The sequence below is a fragment of the Cellulomonas telluris genome (assembly GCF_004886325.1).
In the GTDB taxonomy this organism is placed as follows: Bacteria; Actinomycetota; Actinomycetes; order Actinomycetales; family Cellulomonadaceae; genus Cellulomonas; species Cellulomonas telluris.
Map to the genome: position 1 here is coordinate 1 of NZ_QXFN01000002.1, position 23,608 is coordinate 23,608.

General features: G+C 74.9%; 22 protein-coding genes, 2 tRNA genes and 1 pseudogene. 16 read left to right on the top strand and 9 right to left on the bottom strand.

Translation table 11 applies throughout. The features are described 5' to 3' along the window. From FB586_RS05330 to FB586_RS05350, 5 genes and pseudogenes are all read right to left on the bottom strand, one after another. A pseudogene (locus FB586_RS05330) lies at nt 1-1,812 on the bottom strand (RHS repeat-associated core domain-containing protein); the annotation flags it as partial. Next, the gene (locus FB586_RS05335; protein WP_136518326.1) at nt 1,809-2,609 is read right to left on the bottom strand and encodes a DUF6531 domain-containing protein; all 801 of its coding nucleotides are present in this window, start codon (nt 2,607-2,609) and stop codon (nt 1,809-1,811) included. The gene FB586_RS05335 and the pseudogene FB586_RS05330, both read right to left, overlap by 4 nt. Nucleotides 2,610-2,905: 296 nt before the next feature. Beyond that, nucleotides 2,906-3,172, bottom strand: coding sequence for a type II toxin-antitoxin system RelE family toxin (locus tag FB586_RS05340; protein ID WP_089800253.1), 267 nt, complete (start codon nt 3,170-3,172; stop codon nt 2,906-2,908). Then, entirely contained in the window at nt 3,169-3,441 is a 273-nt protein-coding gene (locus FB586_RS05345; protein WP_089801006.1) for a type II toxin-antitoxin system Phd/YefM family antitoxin, read from the bottom strand. Before FB586_RS05345 ends, FB586_RS05340 begins: the two co-directional genes overlap by 4 nt. Before the next feature lie 95 nt (nt 3,442-3,536). Continuing rightward, entirely contained in the window at nt 3,537-3,782 is a 246-nt protein-coding gene (locus FB586_RS05350) for a hypothetical protein (protein ID WP_136518327.1), read from the bottom strand. 94 nt (nt 3,783-3,876) lie between these two features. Between FB586_RS05350 and FB586_RS19965 the strand changes: the two genes are divergently transcribed. From FB586_RS19965 to FB586_RS19970, 4 genes are all read left to right on the top strand, one after another. Further along, nucleotides 3,877-4,911, top strand: a complete 1,035-nt coding sequence (locus FB586_RS19965; RefSeq protein WP_246036528.1) for a hypothetical protein — start codon at nt 3,877-3,879, stop codon at nt 4,909-4,911. Nucleotides 4,912-5,050: 139 nt separating this feature from the next. Continuing rightward, nucleotides 5,051-5,440, top strand: a complete 390-nt coding sequence (locus tag FB586_RS05360) for a hypothetical protein (protein ID WP_136518328.1) — start codon at nt 5,051-5,053, stop codon at nt 5,438-5,440. A gap of 733 nt (nt 5,441-6,173) precedes the next feature. Next, complete coding sequence (locus FB586_RS05365; RefSeq protein WP_136518329.1) at nt 6,174-6,803, top strand: hypothetical protein; 630 nt, start codon at nt 6,174-6,176, stop codon at nt 6,801-6,803. 321 nt (nt 6,804-7,124) lie between these two features. Continuing rightward, nucleotides 7,125-8,033, top strand: a complete 909-nt coding sequence (locus FB586_RS19970; RefSeq protein WP_136518330.1) for a lytic polysaccharide monooxygenase — start codon at nt 7,125-7,127, stop codon at nt 8,031-8,033. Nucleotides 8,034-8,108: 75 nt separating this feature from the next. Here FB586_RS19970 and FB586_RS05375 read toward each other — a convergent pair whose 3' ends face one another. After that, nucleotides 8,109-9,116, bottom strand: coding sequence for a LacI family DNA-binding transcriptional regulator (locus FB586_RS05375; protein ID WP_246036530.1), 1,008 nt, complete (start codon nt 9,114-9,116; stop codon nt 8,109-8,111). A 183-nt stretch (nt 9,117-9,299) separates the two neighbouring features. On the opposite strand from FB586_RS05375, the gene FB586_RS05380 reads away from it, so the two are divergent. The 8 genes from FB586_RS05380 (at nt 9,300) to FB586_RS05410 (ending at nt 18,298) form a co-directional block, all read left to right on the top strand. Beyond that, complete coding sequence (locus FB586_RS05380) at nt 9,300-10,937, top strand: GH39 family glycosyl hydrolase (protein ID WP_136518332.1); 1,638 nt, start codon at nt 9,300-9,302, stop codon at nt 10,935-10,937. A 57-nt stretch (nt 10,938-10,994) separates the two neighbouring features. After that, complete coding sequence (locus FB586_RS19320) at nt 10,995-11,138, top strand: hypothetical protein (protein WP_168800465.1); 144 nt, start codon at nt 10,995-10,997, stop codon at nt 11,136-11,138. Nucleotides 11,139-11,246: 108 nt separating this feature from the next. After that, complete coding sequence (locus tag FB586_RS05385) at nt 11,247-11,552, top strand: hypothetical protein (protein ID WP_136518333.1); 306 nt, start codon at nt 11,247-11,249, stop codon at nt 11,550-11,552. 248 nt (nt 11,553-11,800) lie between these two features. Further along, on the top strand, nt 11,801-13,159 hold the full coding sequence (locus FB586_RS05390; protein ID WP_136518334.1) for a hypothetical protein: 1,359 nt from the start codon (nt 11,801-11,803) through the stop codon (nt 13,157-13,159). 235 nt (nt 13,160-13,394) lie between these two features. Then, nucleotides 13,395-14,663, top strand: coding sequence for a threonine/serine exporter family protein (locus FB586_RS05395; RefSeq protein WP_136518335.1), 1,269 nt, complete (start codon nt 13,395-13,397; stop codon nt 14,661-14,663). 80 nt (nt 14,664-14,743) lie between these two features. Then, nucleotides 14,744-14,833, top strand: a tRNA-Ser gene (locus FB586_RS05400). A gap of 186 nt (nt 14,834-15,019) precedes the next feature. Next, nucleotides 15,020-15,092, top strand: a tRNA-Arg gene (locus tag FB586_RS05405). Nucleotides 15,093-15,391: 299 nt separating this feature from the next. Continuing rightward, a complete protein-coding gene (locus FB586_RS05410) occupies nt 15,392-18,298 on the top strand; it encodes a hybrid sensor histidine kinase/response regulator (protein ID WP_136518336.1) in 2,907 nt (968 codons plus the stop codon). Nucleotides 18,299-18,323: 25 nt separating this feature from the next. Here FB586_RS05410 and FB586_RS05415 read toward each other — a convergent pair whose 3' ends face one another. Together FB586_RS05415 and FB586_RS05420 are read right to left on the bottom strand one after the other, a co-directional pair. Next, nucleotides 18,324-19,253, bottom strand: a complete 930-nt coding sequence (locus FB586_RS05415; RefSeq protein WP_136518337.1) for a phosphatase PAP2 family protein — start codon at nt 19,251-19,253, stop codon at nt 18,324-18,326. Nucleotides 19,254-19,334: 81 nt separating this feature from the next. Then, nucleotides 19,335-19,877 carry a GNAT family N-acetyltransferase gene (locus FB586_RS05420; protein ID WP_246036532.1) on the bottom strand — a complete coding sequence of 181 codons (543 nt, stop codon included), beginning with the start codon at nt 19,875-19,877 and terminating at the stop codon, nt 19,335-19,337. Between the two features lie 76 nt (nt 19,878-19,953). Here FB586_RS05420 and FB586_RS05425 point away from each other — a divergent pair, with 76 nt between their 5' ends. Together FB586_RS05425 and FB586_RS05430 are read left to right on the top strand one after the other, a co-directional pair. Continuing rightward, a complete protein-coding gene (locus FB586_RS05425) occupies nt 19,954-20,286 on the top strand; it encodes an ArsR/SmtB family transcription factor (RefSeq protein WP_246036534.1) in 333 nt (110 codons plus the stop codon). Then, nucleotides 20,283-20,984, top strand: a complete 702-nt coding sequence (locus FB586_RS05430) for a cation efflux transmembrane domain-containing protein (RefSeq protein ID WP_136518340.1) — start codon at nt 20,283-20,285, stop codon at nt 20,982-20,984. The genes FB586_RS05425 and FB586_RS05430 overlap by 4 nt, the downstream gene beginning before the upstream one ends. 73 nt (nt 20,985-21,057) lie before the next feature. On the opposite strand, the gene FB586_RS05435 is transcribed toward FB586_RS05430, so the two are convergent. Continuing rightward, complete coding sequence (locus FB586_RS05435) at nt 21,058-21,981, bottom strand: NADP-dependent oxidoreductase (RefSeq protein ID WP_136518341.1); 924 nt, start codon at nt 21,979-21,981, stop codon at nt 21,058-21,060. Nucleotides 21,982-22,099: 118 nt separating this feature from the next. Between FB586_RS05435 and FB586_RS05440 the strand changes: the two genes are divergently transcribed. Next, nucleotides 22,100-22,993 (top strand): oxygenase MpaB family protein, encoded by an 894-nt coding sequence (locus FB586_RS05440; protein ID WP_136518342.1) that lies wholly within the window; start codon nt 22,100-22,102, stop codon nt 22,991-22,993. A gap of 124 nt (nt 22,994-23,117) precedes the next feature. Then, nucleotides 23,118-23,576 (top strand): ATP-binding protein, encoded by a 459-nt coding sequence (locus FB586_RS05445; RefSeq protein ID WP_222928299.1) that lies wholly within the window; start codon nt 23,118-23,120, stop codon nt 23,574-23,576. Nucleotides 23,577-23,608: the final 32 nt, after the last annotated feature.

The following is a 23,608-nucleotide window of genomic DNA, read 5'->3' on the forward strand; positions in this document are numbered from 1 at the left end:
GCCCACCGCGTCGTACTGCCACGCGGTGGTGTCCGCGCTGGATGACGTCAGACGGTGCGTGGTGTCGTACGCGTACGTCGTGGTCCCCGCGGGCAGCCCGGTGTTGGCCGATCGGGTCTGCGACGTGCGGTTGCCGGCCTTGTCATACCCATACCCCCACGCCGCGTTCGTGGTCGAGCCCGTGCGTTCGGTGGCGTTGGTGAGCCGACCGAGCGAGTCGTAGGAGTACGACGTGACCGCGCCGGCCGGGACGCCGACCTCCTTGGTCGAGGTGCGGGTCTGGACCGCGAGGCGGTCAGCGGACGGCCCGGACGCGCCGGCCTTGGTGAAGGAGTAACCGACCTCCGCCACGACGGCACCGGCCGCGTTCGTGGCACGGATCAGGGTGGGCCGCCCGGACCGGTCGTACGTCGTGGCGACCTTCGCCCCGCCGGGGAAGGTCCGGGAGGTCTGGTTCCCGTTGTTGTCGTACCCGAACGCGATGCATCCGCTGGACGGCGCCGGCGTGCCCGAGCCACACGTGCCACCGGGCTCGATGACGTGCGTGAGCTGGTTGGCCGCGTCCCACCGGTACGTCGTGGTGCCGTTCGCGTCGGTGTACGTCTCGACGTTGCCGACCTTGTCGTACGCGTAGCTCTGGTCCGCACCGTACGGCCCGACCTGCTTGATCAGCCGCCCGAGCGTGTCGTACGTGAAGTCCTTCGCGCCACCGGCCAGGTCCAGGATCTTCGTCGGCAGGCCCATCTCGTTGTGCTGGGTGGTGACCGACGCGGCACCGGGGTACGTGGCCTCGATGATGTCGTCACGCACGTTGTACCGGTAGGCGACGGTCTGATTGTTCCCGTCCCTCGCGGTCGCGATCCGCCCCGCGGCGTCGTGGGTGAAGACCGTGGCCCCCAGCGGGGCGGGCGGCGTGATCGACACCAGGTTCCCAGCGACGTCGTAGGCGTACCTGGTGACACCGCCCAGCGCGTTCTTCGTCGAGCAGACCTGCCCGGCGAAGCCACCGCACACCGACCGGCTCGAGTTCTCGTAGGTGCGCTCCTCCGCAGCGGCTCCACCACTGGCGCTCGTGTCGACGACCTTCGTGAGGTTCCCCGCGGCGTCGTAGTCGAATTGCTTGCCGTTGCCCGCGTCGTCCTTCGTGCACTTCGGCAGGTACGGGTTGCCCGATCCGGCACCCGGGCATGCCGTGCCCTGCGCGTACGTCGCCGACGCGGCCGCGCCCGTGGGGTAGGAGATGCCCGTCGCGTTGTAGAGCTGGTCGTAGGAGTACGTCGTGACGTTGCCCGGGGTGGACCCCGAGCCCAGAGCGTCGGTGGTGGTCGCCACGTCGCTGTTAGGCGACCACGTCTGAGAACGGGTGCGCCCCAGAGCGTCCTTCGCCGACGTGACGCGCCCCTGGGAGTCGTACGTGAACGTCGCAGCGTTCCCACGCCCGTCGGTGACCTTGGTCGTGCCGGCCGAGTACGTGTAGGTGCGCTTGGCGATCGCCGTGTCCGGCGACGTCGCCTTGGCCTGCACGATCGACGCCACGCGGCGGGAGGTGTCGTACGTGAACGTCACCCGCTGGCGCGAGGCGGCACCGTCAGGGCCCGGGACCTCGATCGTGGCCAGGCGCCCGACCGAGTCGTAGGTGTAGTTCTCGACCGTGCCGTCGGGGTTCGTGACGGTCGTGAGGTTCCCCGAGCCGTCGCGACCGTAGGTGGTGCGCCGCCCGGCGGAGTCGGTGACGGCTGTGATCGTCGTGGACGTCGGGTTGAGCCACTCGACGTGCAGCGCGCGGCCGCTGACGTTCGCGACGCGGTTCACTTGCCCGCTGTGTACTCGTAGGTGTTCCCGATGCTGTTGCGGTCCACGTGGGAGGTCAGGTAACCGCCGGCGGCGAAGGTCAGCGTCTCGCCGGACTGGTTGTACTTCAGGACGTACCGCTTCTGCTCAGAGGCGCCGTCCTCGGTCAGGGTCGCGTTGAACCCAGCCTGCGGGCTCCACGTCGAGCCGGACTTGGTGAACTTCACCGAGAAGCCGTTCGACCCGCGGTACGTCGCGGTCGCACCCGAGACCTGCAGGCCGGAGTCCACGTGGCTCAGCGACGAGGACCACCCGCCGCCGAGCGAGCCGGTCGCCGTGGACAGCCCGTTGTAGAACCGGTCGCTGCGCAACGCGGGCCCCACACCGTTCATCAGGGAGTCCGACGCGGTCAGCAGCAGGTTGCCGTTCGCGACGTTGACGCGCGCCACGATGTCCAACGAGATCTCGGTCTCGTCGAAGCCGAACCAGGGGAGCGCTCCCAGCCCGGGTGCACCGGCGGCCGTTCCGGCCGGAGCCTTCTGGATGGTCGACGAGCGGTCCTGCTGACGCGGCTTCTGGCCCGCCGCTCTCGGCTCATCGGTAGGGGCGACCCAGCCGCTCGTGGGTGCGCCGGGTTCGCCGGCGGGAGCGTCGTCGGTCGTCTCCGGCGGCGTCCAGACGGTGTTCCAGGGGGCCGCGTCCTCGGATGCGGAAGGTGAGGCGCCCGCGGGCGCTGCAGCGGCGTGGGGAGCCGCCGACAAGATGACAGCGATCGAGGCGATCGAGGCGATCGAGGCGCGCGTGTGCGAAGTTCCCATGTGCTGCCCTTCACTGGGAGGAATGGACGAAGACGCCCGGAATGAGAGTGGCAGTGGGTGATATCTCGCGCACGTCGAGAGCCGGTGACTTCTGGCGGGACGCCGTGCGGCGCGTGCCGGGGGTGGGGCGTACCGCAGCGTTCTGCTGGCCGCGCCCTGGCGCGCCGCGGTGACGGGGCATCGACATCCGGGTCGCTCAGGTCGAGGCGGGGCGCAGCAGCCCGCAGGGGCCCGCTCCGACCACCACCCCGAAGCCCATGTGGCTCGGCAATGGCGCTGCGCCCGCTGCTGGGCGGCTACGTGCGGTAGGCGTCGCGGCGATGAGCGATCGTCAGCACGGTCACGGTGACCACACGCGCGTTGATCGTGTAGATGACGCGGTACTCACCACGTCGTGCCGACCACTTGCCCTCGAGCTCGTTCCGTAGGGGCTTGCCGACGCGGAACGGCGCCTCCGCCAGAGGACCAGAGAGGAACTCGATCACCGCCGCGGCCACCGCCGGAGGCAACCCGCCGGCCAGGGCGCGCCGCGCCGGAGGAGCGAGCTGGACCTCGTACCTCACGCGTTCGCAGCGCGGGCCCGCAAGACGTCTGCCAGCGGGGTGACGTCACCGCGGGCGACTGCGGCGTCAGCCTCTCGGACCTCGGCCATGACTGCGGCGTCCGACAGGACGGCGATCGTCTCCTCAAGGGACGCGAGGTCGTCGGGCGACATCAGGACCGCCGCCGGCTCGCCGTTGCGGGTGATGGTCACGCGCTCGTGCGTGTCGTGGACGGAGTCGACGAAGCGAGACAGGTGTGCCTTGACGTTCGCCAACGATGTCGTCGTCATGACCCGAATCATAGTCATGAGGGTTCCGAGTGGGAAGGGGGCAGGGAGGCGCCGGTCGAAGGCGCCCGCCGAACCGACCCCTCCGAGCGAACCCCCTACGCGGGATCGGCCAGCAGCGCTGGAAGGGTCCCGAGCGCGTCGCGGGCACTCAGTCCGATGCCGCGCAGCCGCGCGTACGCCGTTGCTGTCGCGGTGCCCTGGTCGCCGAGCCACGTGTCGTTGGCGGCCAGCAGGTGAGCGGTGTCGATGGTGGTGTGCGAGCGTCCCAGCGGACCGCTGGCCGGCATCGCGTGAACCTCGTCCGTGCCCGAGGGCACCATGACGATCGCGAACGGCCCCACGTGAACCAGCGGCGCGGCGCATGTCGTCTCGCGGGTCGGCGGCCAGCTCGTCGAGCTCGGCCAGGCAGCGGGTGGCGCGCTCGGGGTCCCATTCGTGGAGCAGGCGCGCGACCAGGGGACGCCCGGCCAGCACGCTGTGGGTGCGCGCACCCTCAGCTCGTCGAGGGGCGAGCACCTCGAGCAACTGACGCGCGATGGGCCCGGCGAGCCGGTCCGGTCCGCCCAGTGCTGCGTCGAGGTAGGACGTCAGTGGCTGACCGGGGTCCGGCGCCGGGACGCACCGCACGGCGCCGCCGACGTGCACCGCCAGTGCGCCGTCGAACGTGGTGTGCATGAACCGGTCCCGCAGCGGATCGTCGTCCGGGGCCGGGCCGTCGTTGGCGGTGGCGACTGCGTCGCGCAAAGCCCGGTCGGCAGCGGCGCGATCGGGGCAATCCACCGACGACTACGCCCGGCACGTCGACATTTTGACGGCATGGGGAGCACCGCACGGGCTGAGCGCGTCCGAGGTCGAGGAGCGCATCTTCGGACTCATCCCGCCACGACGACGCCGGACGCCGCGCCCTCGCACACCGCAGTGACCACGCGGCTCGACGACAGGGGCGACATGGTTGAGATCCGCGAGTGGACGCTCCAGGGTTTGCGCGACGCGGGCCTGGCGGGGTTCGCGCCATTTGCTCGGCTGCCCGATGCGCACGTGCCGACACACCTTGGTGTGTATGTCGTCGTTTGGGACTCGTCGGAGCCCGCCGTGTTCCTCGAGTCGAGCGTGGCGGGATGGTTCAAGGCCAAGAACCCGTCGGTCGAGCTCAACCGCCTGACTGACGCGTGGGTGGCCAGCGCGATCGTGCTCTACATCGGCAAGGCCGGCGGCGGGTCGAAGGGGGCGCGAGGGTTGCGGAAGCGGCTCGACGAGTACCGACGCCATGGCGTGGGGCAACCCGTCGGGCACTGGGGCGGTCGCTACATCTGGCAGCTAGCCGATGCCGACGATCTGCTGGTCGCGTGGTTGCCCACCCCGCAGACGGATCCGGAGGACGTCGAAGCCGCACTGCTGACTCAGTTCGCGGCGCACTACGGACGCCGCCCCTTCGCGAACCGCAAGATGGGCCGTGCGACGCGTCCGTGATCGCGTCCGATCCAGCTCGCGGCAGCGTCCACGCGGGATCGCGCGTTCTTGCAGTTCAGCGCGTTGCGGTGTGAGCGTTGAGACCGAAGTCGTGTGACTGCATGTCCCCGCGGGCTCCCGGACGCGCAGGTCAAGGCAGTTGTGTCACGATCCCGCTCGATCGAAGGGCCCCGACCGCATCGACCTGCGGATCCGGGGCCCTTCGTCGTTCCCTACCCGCCATCTGCTCCCCACCTTCGCTCTCGGCGGCCGCCTCGGAAGCCGTCTGCTGGATCGGCTGATCGATGACGATGCGGGCGTCCGGGGCGACGTGGATCCGCTGCGCGTGAATCGGGTCGACCTGGATGCCGCCGCCCCGATGCTCACGGTGACGGGACCGGTCGTGCGGGCCGACGGCGTGCCGATCCGCCCGTCGAAGCCCGAGTCGGACTCGTCGCGGCGCACGATCACGTCGCCGTACAGCGCTACGCACCCGGATCCGCCCGTCGTGTCACAGGACCGATGCGGCGAGGGGTTGCCGGACACCTGATGAAGGGTGACCCTCGTCACATCGGGCGTCTCGAGCCGGCCTCGCACGGACCAGCGAGGCCCGTCGTCCTCGAGATCACCGCAGCTCCGCGACGCTCCCTCCCCGTACCGGAAGGCACCTCGTTCCACCAGCGAAAGGAACGACCTGTGGACGCGCTCACCGTCCTGCGACCCGGTCATGAAGCGACTCGTCGACAACGCTAGGAACCCGCCGTGCTCACCGTTCACGCAGCGCGGTCCTCACGGCAGCACTCGGGTCGCCGCACCCACCGTCACCCGTTCACGGCCGCCGCTCCCACGATGCTCCTGCGTCGACGGCAGCCGACGCAGCGCTCGACCTGCCTGGCGGTGCCACCCACCGTGGACGGCCCCGATCACCCGGCGCAGCGGCAACACGGTGGGTGGGCGCCTCCACCGAGGATGTCACCGGGGTCGACCTGAGTGCCGCAGGAGCGGTCCGGGCGACCCCACCCCCTGCGTCACCAGCGCCGGCCTCACGCACCTCTCGGGCCTCGCGACGCTCACGATCCCGTGAAGACGGACCGGTGGTCCTTCGGCCACCGCTGGACCCCATGCTTCCCGCTCGATACCGCGCCGTTCCGGGACCGGTCCTCGCCGGTCACGTCGTCGGAGCCGAAAGGGGGTCAGGCTTCACGGCACTCCAGCGCCTGTGGGGTGCCACGTCACGCGGCGACCTCGACGTCGCCAGAAGCACTCACTCATGTGGAGTCTTGATGCACACCAACCTCATCCCCAGCCAGCCGGTCGATGATGCGCGTGTCCCGCTGCGGCGCCGCGTGCTCGCTGCGTTCGCCACCCTGGTCCTGGCCGGAACTGCTGGCACCGTGGCTGCTGCACCGGCGAGTGCGACGGGCGACGCGCCGGCCACCGCCGAGGCCGCCCTGACCCTGGTCACATGCAGCGGCCAGGAGAGCACGACCTACAGCCCCGGCATCACGAACACCGCTGCGCTGGTCACCATCACCACGTCCGCGACGTACGGCCCCTGCTTGCACGTCAACGGCCTGCAGATCGCGACCTGGTCGGGTTCGTCCTACAGCCAGGGCCAGACCGTGGCCGGGTGCACCGAGCTCGAACTGCCCGAGGACGAGACCAGCACGAGCGTCATCCAGTGGTCCAACGGCCAGACCAGCACCTGGGAATACACCGCGATCACGCAGAACGTGGCCGGGAACTTCGTCATCGTCGGCGTCGGCGAGATCACCGACGGCCTGTACGAGGGAGCGATCGCCCAACGCGAACTCGTCCTGCCCGGCCTCGTCGAAGCGCTCCAGGCCTGCGCCACTCCCACAGGACTGACAGGAGTATCCGGACTCTTCACGTTCACCGTCACCGCGATCTAGTGGGTCAGCGCCTGCCGAGCTGACGACGTCCCGTGCCCGCGTGGTCAGAGACAGGATCAACGAGGCAGGCCGCGTCCACGGGCTACGACCCGAGCCCACCGCAACCGCCGGTCGAAGGGCCCCGCATCCGCAGCACCCCGCGGATACGGGGCCCTTCGTCGTCCCCGGCTCCGGGCGGATCCGTCACCCCTTTCGCGAGTTGTCCGACCCACCCGCGAGCGGCTGCTGAAACGGTTCTCTCCCTGTCTGCGCGGCCCGCCGGTCCGTACGTTCGGTCGGACCATCCAGGTCCGATCCGCTCCCGGTCGAGGTGACCCCACCATGAGTTCACACGCTCTTCCCCGTGCCCCCCGATCAGCCGCCGCGCGGCTGCTCCTGGCCGCCCTGACGGTGCTCGGGCTGACCGTCGCGCTGCTCACCGCCCTGCCCGCACCGTCCGCCCAGGCGCACGGGTGGATCTCCGACCCGCCCAGCCGGCAGGACCTCTGCTACACCGGCGCGGTGAAGGACTGCGGTCCGGTCCAGTACGAGCCGTGGAGCGTGGAGGCCCGGAAGGGCTCGATGCTGTGCTCCGGCGGCGGCCGCTTCACCGAGCTCGACAACGAGTCGCGAGCGTGGCCGCGTCAGGCGCTGAAGACCAACCAGACGTTCACCTGGGACATCGTCGCGAACCACTCCACGTCGACGTGGGAGTACTTCGTCGACGGCCGTCTGCACACCACGATCAACGACAACGGCGCGCTGCCGCCCAAGCGGTTCACGCACCAGATCAACAACCTGCCCGAGGGCAACCACAAGATCTTCGTCCGGTGGAACATCGCCGACACGGTGAACGCGTTCTACCAGTGCATCGACGCGTACATCACGCCGGGCGGTAACCCGGCGCCGCAGCCCACCGCGACGACGCCGGCACCGCAGCCGACGTCGACGACCCCGGCACCGCAGCCGGGCACCGGCTCCTGCACCGCCACGGTGCGGGCGGCCAACTCCTGGGGCAACGGCTTCCAGGGTGAGGTCACGGTGAAGGCGGGCAGCGCGGCGATCAAGGGCTGGAAGGTCACCGTGAACGGCGCCACGATCACGCAGGCCTGGAGCTCCACGCTCAGCGGCACCAACACGCTCGCCAACGCGGGCTGGAACGGCAGCCTCGGAGCCGGCGCCTCGACGACCGCGGGCTTCATCGCCAGCGGGAGCGCCAGCGGCCTGAGCGCCACCTGCACGGCCAGCTGACCGGTACCACCCGCGCTGCGGCAGCCCGGACCCGACCAGGGTCCGGGCTGTCGGCGTGCCGGGGGCGCCCGGGACTCAGGGAGCCGGCGCCGTCGACTCCCGGACCGTGAGCGCCGTGACGAGCTGGACCTGGCGGGACGCCGGCTCGACGCCGTCGGCCATGGCGAGCACGGTCTCGACGGCCATCCGTCCCATGCCGGCGAGCGGCTGGTGGACGGACGTCAGGCCGGGGGTGGTCCAGACCGCCTGCGGGGTGTCGTCGAAGCCGACGACGCTGAGGCGCTCCGGCACGGGGACGCCGGCCTCGCGCGCGGCGGCGAGGACGCCGACGGCGATCTCGTCGTCGCCGCACACCACGCCGGTGGGCGGGTCGTCGAGGCGCAGCAGCGAGCGCCCGTGCGCACGCCCGGCCTCGAGGGAGAACGGGCCCTCGCGCACGAGCCGGCGGTCCACGGGCAGGCCCGCGGAGGCCAGGGCGGCGCTGTACCCGTGGAACCGCTCGGTCGACGCGGTGGAGGTCTCCGGTCCGCCGACCCACGCGATGCGCCGGTGGCCGAGGTCGAGCAGGTGCTGGGTGGCGGTGCGGCCGCCCGCCCAGTTGGTGGAGCCGATGCTGACGACGCCGGTGTGGCGGACGTCGACCGGGTCGACCATGACGAACGGCAGGCCCGCCTGGGCGGCGGCCCCGAGCATCGCGTTCGGCTCGCCGAGGGTGAGGCCGATGACGCCGACGACCCCCGCTGCCTGCTGCTCGGCAACCCAGTCCCGGGCCACGGTGGTGGTGCTGCGCACCCGGCGGTCGGGCGCCAGGCGCAGGAGGAGGTCGGTGCCGGCCGCGGTGGCGCCCGCGAGGACGCCCTGCAGCACGCTCGCGATGTAGGGGGAGTCGAGCCCGTCGAAGACGGCGGCGAGCGCGCGCCGGTGCGGCTCCGCGCCGTCGGTGCTGGGGCGGTAGCCGAGCTCCGCGACGGCGTCGAGCACGCGCCGGCGGGTGTCCTCGGCGACGTCGCTGCGGTGGTTGAGCGCCTTCGACACCGTGGCCTTCGAGACGCCCGCGCGCGCGGCGACGTGCGACAGCGTCACGCGCCCCGACGGTCTGCCGACCATGTGCCCTCCTGACCTCGAAACGGTTTCGAGGATAGGAGGTGGCAAACTGCATGGCAATACGCGTCGCGCCGAGGAAGCCTGCGTTGACGCACCACGGCGCGCTGGCTAACGTCGCTCGCGCATCAACGGGATGCGAAACGGTTTCGACGATGAGGTCCGATGCCCGACAGCTCTCCTGCCCCGCAGCCCCTGCGCGTGGACGGTCGCGTGCCCGACGAGCGGCCGCTCCGCCACGTCTGGAACGCCTGCCTCGGCGCCGGGCGCGCCAACGAGGCGCTGCGCGCCGACTGGCAGGCGCACTTCCGCGAGGCCGTGGACGTGCTGGGCGCGCGCACCGTCCGGTTCCACGGCCTCTTCCACGACGACATGTTCGTGTACCGGGCGACGTACGGCGGCGGCTTCGGGCCCGACGAGGTGCTGGCCGAGCCCGTGCTCACGTTCTCCTACGTCGACAAGGTCATGGACTTCGTCCTCGACGCCGGCGCCCGGCCGTTCGTCGAGCTCGGGTTCATGCCGCGCGCGCTCGCGACGCAGACCGAGACGCTCTTCTGGTGGAAGGCGCACTGCAGCCCGCCCACGGACATGGCCGCGTGGGCGGACCTGGTGCGCGGGACCGTGCAGCACTGGGTCGACCGCTACGGCCTCGACGAGGTGCGGCAGTGGCGCTTCGAGGTGTGGAACGAGCCGAACCTCGTGCCGCACTTCTGGACCGGCACGCGCACCCAGTACTTCGAGCTGTACGAGGCGACGGCTCGCGCCGTGAGGTCGGTCGACGAGCGTCTGCTCGTCGGCGGCCCGTCCACCAGCGTCTTCGTCCCCGACGACCGCTACGCCGGCGAGGTCGAGGACCCGACCCGCACCCACGCCACCGCCGCCGCCGAGGACGTCGACGCGCTGGACTGGCGGCCCGTCTGGGTCGAGGAGTTCATCGCCTGGTGCGCGGAGCACGAGGTGCCCGTCGACTTCCTCACCACGCACCTGTACCCGACCGACTTCGCGTTCGGCGCGAACGGCGAGGTGCGGCACATCCGCCGGCACGTCGACGCCACGTCGGACGACCTGATGCGGATGCAGGAGATCATCGCGGCGAGCCCCTACCCGGACGCCGAGCTGCACATCACCGAGTGGTCGACGTCGCCCTCGAGCCGCGACCGCATGCACGACACGCTGTTCGCGGCCACGTACGTCACGCGCGCGTTCCTGCGCTGCGCCGACCTGACCGACTCGCTCGCGTACTGGACGTTCACCGACGTCTTCGAGGAGGGCGGCGCCGGGCTCGGGCCCTTCCACGGCGGGTTCGGCCTGGTCAACGAGCAGGGGCTGCACAAGCCGACGTTCCACGCGTTCGCGATGCTCGCGCGCCTGGGCGACCGGGTCCTGCTCGACACCGGGCACGGTGTGGTCACGCAGGACAGCGCGACCGGCGCGGTGTCCGCGGTGTTCTTCAACTACCCCGCGGACATGGGGCGGCGCCCGGTCGGGTCGGCCGACTCGTACGCCGAGACGCGCGCACTCGCGCAGGTGGGCCCGGCGCGGCGCGTGCGGCACGTCGTCGAGGGCCTGCCGCCCGGCGCGCGCTTCGCGGTCGAGCGGGTCGACTGGGAGCACGGCAACGTCGCGGAGGCGTGGCACGCGATGGGGGAGCCGCTCAACCTCACGCGGGAGCAGACCGCCCGCCTGCGCGAGGTCGCGGACGACCTGTGGCGCACGGAGCTGGTGGTCGACGCGGACGGCGTGCTGGAGATCGACCTGGACCTGCCGCCGTGGGCGGTGGTGTCGGTGGCCCCGGCGGCGTGAGGCGTCGGGCCGCGCGGTCCGCGACAGGGGCGTGCTCATGGTGGTCGCGTTCCACCCGTGAGGCTCGTCCCGCTGTCGCCGTGGCACGCCGGGGCACGCCGGGGCGCGGCGCCGGCGCTGCCGCAGGGCGTCGCGGTCCAGCTCGAGGTGGCCTCGCACGCCCACGCCGACGACGCGGTCACCCCGCGCGTCCGGGCGTGACGGGGCGTCCGCCGGGCTGAGGTCGCCGGGTGCGTCCGCCGGGCGTGGGGCGGGGGAGGATGTCGCGGTGCCGGCCGCCGCGCCGGCGGACCGGTGGGAGGAGACGGCGTGCCGTCGTACCGCGTGACGTCGACGGTCGGGCTGCTGCGCCCGGGGACCGCACCGCAGGACGTGCTGCCTGAGGCGGTCGCCGTGGCGCGGGCGATGACGACGGTCGAGGCGCACGACGTCGGGGTGGTGCGGGGCGCGGCACGCGTCACCGTCCGTTTCGAGGCCGCCGGCGACGGCGAGGCGCGGCGCATCGCGTGGGCCGTGCTCAGCCGCCTCGACGAGCTCGCGGAGACGTCCGACGGCCACCTGACCCGCCGGTACGGCAACCGCTGGCTCCCGCCCCGCCGCCGCCCGGCGGACTGACGGGGCCGGCAGCACGCAGGCGAGACCGGCGCCCCGCCGCCCACCGGGCCCGCCGCCCCGTCGTCCCCCCGGGGCGGTCGAACCCGGAGTTGCCGGTGCCGGCAGGCTCGTCGGCGCGGGGAAGTCCCGGTTCGTCGGGCGGACCTGCGACCCCGGTGGTCCGGTGGACCGGTCTCCGGTGGCCGGAGGGCGGGCCGCGTGGCAGTGCCGGGGTGTCGCGAGGGACCGGGTCCGGCAGGCTGGGGGCCGTGGTCAGCCTGAACGAGGTGGTCGACGACCTGTACGGCGGGTCGCTCGCGGACTTCGTCGCGCGCCGGGACGCCGCCGTCCGCCAGGCGCGCGCCGCGAAGGACCGCGACCTGGCGCGCGAGATCGCGGCGCTGCGCAAGCCGACCCTCGCCGCGTGGGCCGTCAACCTGCTGGTGCGGGACGACCCGGGCCTCGCCGAGCAGATCCGCGCCGTCGGGGAGGGGCTGCAGGAGGCGGAGCGGACGCTCGACGGGCCGGCGCTGCGCGAGCTGACGACGCAGCGGCGCAAGCTCGTCGCCGGACTCGTGCACCGGGCCCGCCGGATCGCGGCGGCCGCCGGGCAGAAGGTGTCCGAGGCGGCGGCCCAGGAGGTCGACCGCACGCTCAACGCCGCCCTGCTCGACCCGCGGGTGGCGGAGGCGGTCACCAGCGGCACGCTCACGCACGGGCAGGAGTACGTCGGTTTCGGCTCGGCGGACGCGGACGACGAGGCCCCGGACGCGCAGGCTCGGGACGCGGAGGCCCCGGACGCGGTCGTGACGCCGTTCCCGGTGGGCGGCCGGGCGGGGCGGGACCGGGCGCGGCGGTCCGCGGGCGGGGGCACGGGCTCGGGCGACGACAGCGGGACGGACGACGGTGCCGGCGGCCGGCGCGGCGCGAGGGGTGACGACGACGGCGCCGGGGGCGACGGCGACGCGGGAGGTGGCGGCTCCCGCCGCGGCTCCCGTGCCGGGGGGACGACCACGCGCGCGAGCGGGGGACGCGCCCGGTCGGCGGCGCACGACGACGGGGGCGCCGGGCGCTCCACCCGCGGACGCGGTGCGTCACGGCGGGCCTCCGGGGACGACGACGAGGCGGCCCGGGCCGCCGAGGCCGAGCGGGCCGCCGAGGAGGAGCGGGCGCGAGCGGAGGCCGCCGAGCGGGAGCGGCGGGCCGCGCAGGAGCGCGCCCGGCGGGAGCGGGAGCGGCTGCGTCGCCGGCACGAGCAGGCCGTGGCGGTGCGCGAGGAGGCGGAGGCGGAGCTCGCGCGCGTGCAGCAGCGCCACGACGACGCGTCCCGGGCGGAGCACGACGCCGCGAGCGCGCTCGAGGAGGCCGAGGAGGCGTCCGCCGAGGCGTACCGGACCGAGGAGGAGCTGGTCCGGCAGCTCGCGGAGGTGCGGCGACGGCTCGCCGAGGCCCGCTCGGCGCTGCCCCGCGCCGACGAGGCGGTCATGGCGGCGCGGACGGCCGCCCACGAGCGCGAGAAGGCCCTGCGGGCGGTGCACCGGGAGCTCGAGCGTGCGCGCGGCGCGGCCGAGCGGGCGCACGCCGTCGAGGAGGACGCCGCCGACGCCCTCGCCTCGGCCCCCGACTGATCTGCCGTCCGACGGGTGGACGTGCGCCGTCGCGACCCGCGCATCCGTCGGGTCGGGGACCCCGGAGGGGCGACGGACGCGCGGGTCGACGCCGGGGCGTCCCGAGGGGTGGGATCCCGCCGGCCGATCGTGCCTGCCGCCGTGCCTACCGCCGCCGTGCCCACTGCCGCCGTGCCCGCCGCCCCCCGGGTCCCTCGTCCCGCCTCGTCGACCCTCGCCCCGCCATGATGGCTCCGTGCCCACCGGACCCGACGACGCCGAGCTCGAGCTCATCCGACGCTCCGGCGCGGTGCTGCGCGTCGGGCGGCTGAGCCTGTCGGCCGGCACCGGCTCGTACCGCGTCAAGGCGTCGATGGCGCGGGTGGCACGGGCGCTCGGCGTCGACCGGCACCAGGCGCACGTGACGCTCACCGAGATCACCACGACGTCGCACCAGGGCCGCTCGTTCCGCACCGAGGTCACCGAGGTGCGCAGCGTCGGCGTGAACACCGACCGCCTGAACGAGCTCGAGCGGCTGGGGCAGCGCCTGGAGGCGCACGCTCCCGTCGCCGTCGAGGAGGTCGAGGCCGAGGTCGAGCGCATCGTCACGAAGCCGCCGCTCTACCCGACCTGGCTGAACGCGCTCTGGGCGGCCGTCGCGTGCGCGGCGTTCGCGTTCCTCAACGACGGCGGACCGGTCGAGGTCGTCGGGGCGTTCCTCGGCGCCGGGCTGGGCCAGGGGCTGCGCCGCACGATGCTGCACCGCGGCTACAAACAGTTCGGCGTCACGATGCTCGCGGCGGCGCTCGCGGCGACGGGCTACCTCGGCTTCGTCGCGCTGCTCGAGGCGGCGGGCGTCGCCGGCGGTGCGCACGAGTCGGGGTACGTGGCGGCCGCGCTGTTCCTCGTGCCGGGGTTCCCGCTCGTCACGGGCGCGCTGGACCTCGCGCGGCTGGACCTGTCCGCGGGGGTGGCGCGGCTGACGTGGGCGTTGATGATCTTCGTGTCCGCCGCGTTCGCGGTGTGGGCCGTGTCGATCGTCGTCGGGCTGAGCCCGGACCCGCCGGACGCCGTCGCGCTCGACCCCGCCGCGCACCAGGGGCTGCGGCTGGTGGCGTCGTTCGTCGGCGTGCTCGGGTTCGCGCTGATGTTCAACAGCCCGTGGTCGATGGCCCTCGTCGCCGCCGGCGTCGCCGCGGTGCCGAACGTGCTGCGGATCGGCGCGGTCGAGCAGCTCGGCTGGCCGCCGCAGGCCGCCGCGGCCGTCGCCGCGTTCCTCGTCGGGCTGCTCGCCGCGTGGGCGGCGCCGCGGCTGAACATCCCGCGGGTCACCGTGTACGTGCCCGCCGTGACGATCATGGTCCCCGGCGTCGGTGCGTACCGGGCGGTGTACCACCTGAGCAACGGCGAGGTGACGCAGGCCCTGGAGCACGGGGTCCCCGCGGCGCTCGTCGTCACGGCGCTCGCGGTGGGCCTCGCCGTCGCGCGCATGGTGACGGACCGCGAGTGGGGCTTCGAGCACTGAGGCGGCGCGGCCCCCGCGGGACGGTCGGCGCGCGGGCGCTTTGGCGCCGGGACGAGCGCCGGGTAGCCTGTGCTCGTCTTGGAGACGTCGCATAGCCAGGTCTAGTGCGCGGCCCTGCTAAGGCCGTGAAGGGGTCAACCCTTCCGTGGGTTCAAATCCCACCGTCTCCGCCGTCCCGGTCCCGCACCGGACGAGAGCCCGGACCGCCACGGTCCGGGCTCTCGTGCTTTCGGGGACGAGCGCGCCCGGGAGGGGGACGGGGCGTGACGTCCGTCGCACCCTGCCCCGAACCGGCGGATCCGGTTTGGGGCCAGCGGCCCGGACCTGTAATGTTCTCTGCGGCCCGCAAGGGCCACGCGCCCGTAGCTCAACGGATAGAGCATCTGACTACGGATCAGAAGGTTGGGGGTTCGAGTCCCTCCGGGCGCGCAGGACGCGAGGCGCGGCACCCACCGGGTGCCGCGCCTCTCGCATGTCCGGCCCCGCGGCGGCGCCCGCGGCGAGCGCACCGCCGGTCCGACGAGCGCGCCCGTCGTGTCCGGTGCGCTCGTCCGGTGTCCGGTGCGCTCGTCCGGTGTCCGCCGCGCTCGCCGGGTGGTGCACGGCGCGCTGCTCCGTTCGGGGCACGTGGGGCCCGTCCGGACCGTCTCCGTTTGCCGTCCGTGCACCGGCGGCCGACGCTGAGGGGGACCGGGCCCCGCCCGGCACGAGGCGCAGCAGGGGGGCAGGTGACGACGACCGAGCCGACCCCGGCGGTCCCGCGGCCCCCGGTGCCGGTCCCCGTACGGGTGGCGTTCGCCGCCGGGGCCGTCGCGCTCGTGCTCGCCGCCGTGACCGTGTCGGTCCGCGGGGACGACGGACGGCCGGTCGTCGTCGCGGTGCACCTGGCGGTCGAGGTGCTCGCGGCGCTGCTCGTGCTGACCCGCGCCGCGACGGTGCGCACCGAGCGACGGGCGTGGGCGCTCATGGCCGCGGCGCTGCTGCTGCACCCGGCGGGGGAGGTCGCCGCGGACCTCGGCGCGGACGCCCCCACCGAGGGGGTCGCCGCGCTGGCCGCGGTCGCGCTGCCCATCGGGTACTACGCGCTCGCGGTCGCCTCCGTGGTCGTGGTGGTCTCGACGCGGCTGGTGGTGCGGCGGCCCGTCGTGTGGCTGGACACGGCGATCGCGGCGTGCGGGCTGTTCGCGGTCGGGGCGCTCGTGCTCGTGCCCAGCGCGGAGGGCAGGGCGACGCCGTGGCTGGCGCTCGTGCACCTGGTGGGGCCGCTGCTCGTGCTGTCCGCGTACGTCGGCGCCCTCATCGCGCTCGCGGCCTGGCCCTCGCGGTCGTGGTGGACGCTCGTCGCCGGGTTCGCGCTCGTCGCGACGTCGTCGATCCTCGGGCCGTCGGAGCAGACCGAGGCGCCGCCGGGCGACCCCGCGGCCCTGCTCGCCGCGGGCGGCCTGCTCGTCGTCGCCGGCGGCGTGTGGCTGTCGTGGCCGCCCGCCGCCGGCACGGTGCGCCGCCTGCCGCGGCTCGGGGTGCCGATGGTCTTCCTCGTCGCCGCCCTCGGCGTCGACGCGCTGACGCTGGTCGTGCCGGTGCCGACGCTCGCCGCGGCGGCCGCGACCGCCACGCTCGCGGCCGGGACCGGGCGGCTCGTCCTGGCGCTGCGTGCGGCCGAGCGGCTGGGCCGCAAGGAGCGGGCGCTGAACCGGGAGCTGGTCCGGGCGCACGAGGCGTCCATGGCGGCGTCCGCGGAGAAGAGCGCGTTCGTGGCGAACATGAGCCACGAGATCCGCACGCCCATGAACGCGGTGATCGGCATGACGGACCTGCTGCTCGCGACCGACCTGGACGCCGAGCAGCGCGAGTACGCGGACACGGTGCGCCGCTCGGGCAACCTGCTGCTCGACCTCATCAACAACGTCCTCGACCTGTCGAAGATCGAGTCGGGCAACCTCGTGCTCGAGGACCACCCGTTCGACCTGACGGCCGCCGTGGACGACTCGGTGAGCCTCCTCGCGCACCAGGCCGAGACGCAGGAGGTCGCGCTCGTCGTCGACGTCGACCCGGCGTGCCCGGCGTGGGTGCGCGGTGACGTGACGCGGCTGCGGCAGGTGCTGGTGAACCTGGTCGGCAACGCGGTGAAGTTCACGCAGGCCGGGGACGTGCTCGTGCGGGTGGCGCCCGACGCCGCGCGGCCCGGTGCCCTGCGGTTCGCGGTCGTGGACGAGGGCATCGGCATCCCCGCCGACCGCATGGACCGGTTGTTCCGCACGTTCAGCCAGGTGGACGCCTCCACGACCCGCCGGTACGGCGGGACGGGGCTGGGGCTGGCGATCAGCCACGCGGTCGTCGCGCGGATGGGCGGGGAGCTGACCGCCGAGTCGCAGGTGGGACGCGGCTCGACGTTCGCGTTCTCGGTCGTGCTGCCCGAGGTGCCCGCGCCGACGCCCGCCGCCCCCGGTGCGGCCGCCCTGCGGGGGCGGCGTGCGCTGGTCGTGGAGGACGACGACACGAACCGGCGGATCCTGGTGGCGCAGCTCGGGCGCTGGGGCGTCACGTGCGACACGTACCGCGCGGCGGAGGACCTGCTGGACGCGCTCGGCACCACGGCGGCGCCCGACCTCGTGGTGCTCGACATGCGGCTGCCCGGTGCGAGCGGCGCCGACGCGGCCGCGCGGCTGCGCGCGCACCCCGGGTGGGCGCAGGTGCCCCTCGTGCTGCTCAGCAGCCTGGGCGAGGTGCTCGCGGCGCGCGAGCGGGCACCGTTCGCCGCGGTGCTCACCAAGCCGGTGCGGGCCGCCGAGCTGCGTCGCGTCGTGACGCGCGCACTCACGGGCGCCCCGACCGCCCCGGTGCCCGCACCGGCGTCGTCCCCGGCCGCCGGGCCCGCGCCGGACTCCCTGCGCCTGCGCGTGCTCGTCGCCGAGGACGACCCGGTGAACCGGCGGATGGCGCAGCGCCTGCTCGCACGGCTGGGGCACGAGGTCGAGACGGCGGCGGACGGTGCGCAGGCGGTGGCCCTGACCGAGCAGGAGCGTTTCGACGCGGTGCTCATGGACATCCACATGCCGGTGCTCGACGGGCTCGACGCGGCCCGCGCGATCCGGGCGCGGGGCGCGGACGCGCACCAGCCGGTCATCCTCGCGCTCACGGCGAGCTCGACGGTGCAGGACCAGCGGGCGAGCGCGGCGGCGGGCATGGACGGGTTCCTCGGCAAGCCGTTCCGCTCGCAGGACCTGCAGGACGCGCTCCTGCGGGCCGTGCGCGGCGGCGGTGCCGGGCCGGACCGCGCGGTCGCGCCGGTGCGGCCCGCGGAGGCGCGTCCCGCGGTCGACGCGCGCCTGCTCGCGCTGGCTCGCGAGGTCGACGCGGGCTCGGACGAGCCGCTGCTGGCGACGTTCCTCGGCGAGTGCGAGCGGGGCGCCGCTGCGCTCGGCGAGGCGGCGCGCGCGGGCGACGCGGCCCAGGTGGCGTCGGTGGCGCACCGCTGGCTCGGCGGCTGCAGCGCGGTGGGCGCCCTGCGCCTCGTGGACCTGCTGCGGTCGGTCGAGCGGGCGGCGCGCGACGGCCGGGTGCCGGACGAGGACGTGCTGGCGGCGGTGGGCACCGAGGCGCGCGCGGTGGTGGCGGCGGTGCGCGCCGGCTGACGGTCGCGCGGCCGGGCCGGGCGGCTCAGCCCGCTGGTTCCGCGTCCGCCCCCGGCCGGGGGACGACCTCCAGCCGGTGCCAGCCCCACCACAGCGCGAGCACGGTCGCCGCGGAGCCGGCGGCGGCGATGCTCTGCAGCGCGAGGAACGCCACCCAGTCGGACTCCGCGGACCGGTCGAGCAGGGCCGGCGCGGCCGCGAGCAGGAAGGCCCCGAGCCCGCCGGACACGACGAGCACCGCCGCGAGCGGCACGGCGACGAGGACGACCCGAGCGCGGCGCGCGGGCCCGTCGACGGTGCGCACGAGGCCGCGCCGGTGCAGCCACAGCGCCGCGAGCGACGCGACCACGAGCGTGACGCCCGCGGCGCCGAGCGTGTCGCTCAGCCGGTGCCACTTCGCGGCCAGCGTGTAGCCGGCGATCCCGACGGCCCACGGCGCGACGACGAGCAGCACGACGCCCCGGGCGCGCCACGTCGCGACGAGCAGGGCCGCCGCGAGGACGGTGAGCGCGATCGTCGTGTGCCCGCTCGGGAAGCTGTTGCCGGTGTAGTCGGCAGACGCCTCGACGAGCGCCGGCCGGGGCAGGACGTACCGCTTGAGGCCCTGGGTGACCACCTGCCCGGCGACGACGGTGCCGACCGCGGCCGCCGCGAGCGGCCACGACCGGCGCAGCAGCCCGACGAGCGCGACCACCGCGCACGCGACGCCGAGGCTCACGAGCGTGATGGTGTGCAGGCCGTCGTCCGCCTCGGCGACGCTGCGGGCGTCGAGCTGGTCGGCCCCGCGCAGCGCGGCGTTCTCGAGCGCCTGCCCGGTCGTCGTGAGCACGAGGCCGGCGTACGACGCGACGAGCACCGCGAGGCCGGCGACCGCGAGGAGGCGCCAGCGCGCGGCCGGGTCGCGGCCGGGCGCGTGCGTGGGCCGGGCGGGCGCGGGGGCGAGGGGCTCGCTCACGCGTCCATCGTGGCCGCGCCCGTCGACGGCGGCACGCCGGCGGTCGTCGTCGCGACCAGGCCGGCCACGCAGCGCGGGGCGTCAGTCCGGGTCGTCGGCGCGGCGGCGCTCGAGCAGCAGCACGTCCCGCCACGTCCCGGCGCGCGGGCCGTGGGACATGCGCCCGAGCCGCTCGCGGCGCCCGACGACACGGAAGCCGGCGCCCGTGTGCAGGGCGAGGCTCGCGGCGTTCTCGGGGAAGACGCCGGCCTGCACGGTCCACACGCCGCCCCGGTCGGTCGAGTCGAGCAGCGCCGCCAGCAGCGACCGCCCGACGCCGCGTCCGTGCGCGTCGGGGTGCACGTACACGGACACCTCCACCACGCCGGCGTACACGGCGCGCTCGGACGTGGGAGCGACGGCCACCCACCCGAGGACGCGTCCGTCGTCGTCGAGCGCGACGAACCGGTGCTCGGGCAGCTTGGCCGCGTCGAACCGGTCCCAGTCCGGCGGCTCGGGCTCGAGCGTGGCCTCGCCGGTCGCGATGCCGAGCGCGTACACCTCGCGCACGCCGGGCCAGTGCTCGGCGGTCAGGGGGACGACGCGGACGTCCGGCGCGGGACGCCCGGGGGTGGGGGCGGTCACCCGCGCCATGCTGCCGCAGGTCCGGCGCGGAGGCCCGGCCTGGCCGTCAGTACACGTTTCGCTGTACCGTCACGCCGTGGAGACCGTGACGCTCACGCACACCGCCGCGCTCGCGCGGCTCGGGCACGCGCTGTCGGACGAGACCCGCGCACGCGTCCTGCTCGTGCTGCGCGAGGCGCCGGCCTACCCGTCGGACCTCGCCGAGGCGCTCGGCGTCTCGCGCCAGGCCATGTCGAACCACCTCGCGTGCCTGCGCGGCTGCGGGCTCGTCGAGGCCGTCCCCGACGGCCGGCGCACCTGGTACCGGCTCGCCGACCCGCTCCTCGCGCCCGCGCTCGGCGACCTGCTGCGCCTCGTCCTGGCCGTCGACCCGGCCTGCTGCTCCGGTGAGGGGTGCACCTGCGCATGACCACGCTGCCCCTGCCGCGCCCGTCCCTGCCCGCCGCCCGGCGCGCCGTCCTCGAGCGGCGCGTGCGCCTCGTCGTGGCGGCGACCATCACCTGGAACGTCGTCGAGGCGGTCGTCGCGATCACCGCGGGCCGCGCCGCGTCGTCGAGCGCGTTGATCGGCTTCGGCCTCGACTCGGTCGTCGAGGTGCTGTCCGCCGCGGCCGTCGCGTGGCAGTTCGCCGCGCCGGACCCCGAGCGGCGCGAGCGGGCCGCCATGCGCCTCATCGCCGTGTCGTTCTGGGGCCTGGCGGTGCTCGTCGGCGTCGACGCGCTGCGGTCGCTGCTCGGCGGCGGCGAGGCCGACGCGTCCCCGGTGGGCATCGTGCTCGCGGCGCTGAGCCTGGCGGTGATGCCGTTCCTGTCGTGGTCCGAGCGGCGCACCGGCCGCGAGCTCGGTTCGGCCTCCGCGGTCGCCGACTCCCGTCAGACGCTGCTGTGCGCGTGGCTGTCCGCGGTCCTGCTGGTCGGCCTGGTGCTCAGCGCCGGCCCGGGGTGGACGTGGGCCGACCCGCTGGCCGCCCTCGTCATCGCCGCCGTCGCCGTCCGGGAGGGCGTCGAGGCGTGGCGCGGGGACGCGTGCTGCGCCCCCGCGGGGCTGCGCCGGGAGGCGGCGGCCGGCCCGGCGCAGGGATGCGCCGACGGCTGCTGCGGCGGCTGATCCCGCCGGACGGACGCACCACGGGCGGCGGCGCGGACCTGCACCGCCGCCCGTCGACGTCCGGGTCCGCGCGTCAGACCCGGACGACGACCTTGCCGCGCACGTGCCCGCCCGCGCTCGCCTCGTGCGCGGCGGCGGCGTCCGCGAGGTCGAACACCTCCGCCACGTCGACGCGCAGCTGCCCGGCGTCCGCGAGCGCGCTCAGCGCGTCCAGGTCGGCGGTGCTGGGCCGGACCCACACGTAGTGCCCGCCCAGCTCGTCCCGCGCCGCGGCGTCGACGATCGACGCGACCGTGCCGCCCTCGGCGAGGACGGCGCGCGTGGTCGGCACCAGGTCGTCGGAGCCGTAGTCGAGGACGACGTCCACGCCCTGCGGGGCGAGCGCACGCACGCGGTCGGCGAGGCCGTCGCCGTAGACGACCGGCTCCGCACCGAGCGAGCGCAGGTGGTCGTGGTTCCGCTCCGACGCGGTCCCGATGACCCGGGCGCCCCGCGCGGCCGCGATCTGGACCGCGAACTGCCCGACCCCGCCGGCCGCCGCGTGCACGAGCACGGTCTGCCCCGCGCGCACGCCCGCGCGCTCGATGCTCTGGTACGCCGTCAGGCCCGCCAGCGGCACCGCGGCCGCCTCCTCGAACGACAGCGACGCCGGCTTGCGGGCCAGCGTGCGCACGGGGGCGGCGACCAGCTCGGCGAACGTGCCGCCCTGCACCCAGTCCTTGCGCACGTACCCGTAGACCTCGTCGCCGACCTGCAGCTCGGGGGTGTCGAGGCCGACCCGCTCGACGACGCCGGCGACGTCCCAGCCGGGCACGACGGGGAACGTCACGTCCATGACCTGGTCGAGGTACCCGGCGCGCAGCTTCCAGTCCACCGGGTTGACCGACGCGGCGCGCACGCGCACGAGCACGCTGTCGGGCCCGACCTTGGGGGTGGGCTGCTCGGTGAGCTCGAGGACGTCGGGGCCGCCGTAGCGGGAGTAGGTGATGGCTCGCATACCGGTGGCAACCGCGGCCCGGCGTACCCTCTTCCCGCCCGCGGGACGGGGGGACGGGCAACCCCGCGGGCGTGCCCCTCAGCCCGTCCTCAGGTCCCGTCCCGCAGCGTGGGACCCCATGAGCGTCACCGACCCGGTGCGCCGGTGGCGCGCCCGCGCCGGCACGGCGCTGTTCCTGCGCGTCGCCGGCCCGCACGGGGAGCGCAGCCGGCACCGCATCCACCACCGTCCCGGCCCGCGGTGGTTCGCGCCCGACGCCGCGATCCGGGAGGTGCACGGCGACGCGTCGATGTTCGTCGGCGGCCTGCGCTCGCTGCTGCTGCAGTCGCTGCACCCCGCCGCGATGGCCGCCGTGGCCGACCACTCCGGCTACCGCGCGGACCCCTGGGGGCGGCTGTCGCGCACCAGCACGTTCCTCGCCGTCACGGTGTTCGGCACGGCCGACGACGCGCAGGCGGCCGTCGACGCGGTCCGGTCGATCCACGCGCGCATCCGCGGCGTCACCGACGACGGCACGCCGTACGCCGCCGACGACCCCGACCTGCTGCGCTGGGTGCACGTCGCCGAGATCGAGTCGTTCCTCGACGCGCACCGCCGCTACGGGGTGCGACCGCTGACGCCCGCGCGCGCCGACGAGTACGTCGCGCAGGCCGCGCGCGTCGGCCGGGCCCTCGGCGCCGTCGACCTGCCCGAGACCGTCGCCGGCCTCGAGGCCGCCCTCGAGGGGTACCGGCCGGTGCTGCGCGCCACGCCGGCCGCGCTCGACGCCGCGCACTTCCTGCTGCGCGAGCCGCCCGTGCCGCCGGTGCTGCGGGTCGGGTACGGCGCGCTCGCCGGCGCCGCCGTCGCGAGCCTGCCGGCGTGGGCGGTCGACGGGCTCGGGCTGCGCCCCGTGCGCGGGGTCCGCGAGGGCGCCGCGCACTGGGCGGGCCGGCAGGCGACGCGCACCGTGCGCTGGCTGCTGGCGGGCCAGCAGACGGCCTCGGGGCAGGCCGCCGGGACCGCCGCCTGACGCTGCCGGGCACCCGTCCAGGGCGGCACGCCGACACCCCCCTGCTCGCCGCGCGCGGACGGCCCGCGCCGCCTAACGTGAGTGCGCGCGTGAGACCACACGCACCACACCCCTGAGGAGTCCCGTGAGCGAGCAGCGCACAGACGGCCCAGCCGACGTGGACGGCGGTCTGCGGACGTCCCGGCCGCCGGAGGGGTTCGAGCCGGTCCGCACGTGGACCCTCGACTCCACCTCGGAGCTGTCCCGCCTGCGGCACGAGGTGTCCCAGGCGACGGGCGGGGTCGCGGACGCGCTCGACCCGGTGGGCGAGCGGATGGTCCTCATCGCGAGCGAGCTGGCGACCAACGCGCTCGTGCACGGCATCCCGCCGACGGTGGTGACGCTGCTGCGGCGCGACCACCAGCTCCTGCTGGACGTGGCCGACCACGGGCTGGGGACGACCCCGGAGATCGCGGAGCAGCGGGGCGTCGGCATGGGCGGGTTCGGCCTGCAGATCGCCCGCCGCCTCTCGCAGGACGTCGGCTGGTACGCGGACGAGGAGACCAAGCACGTGTGGGCTCTGCTCGACGTGCAGGCCCCCTGACACCCGGCGGCGGACACACGACGGCGGCGCGG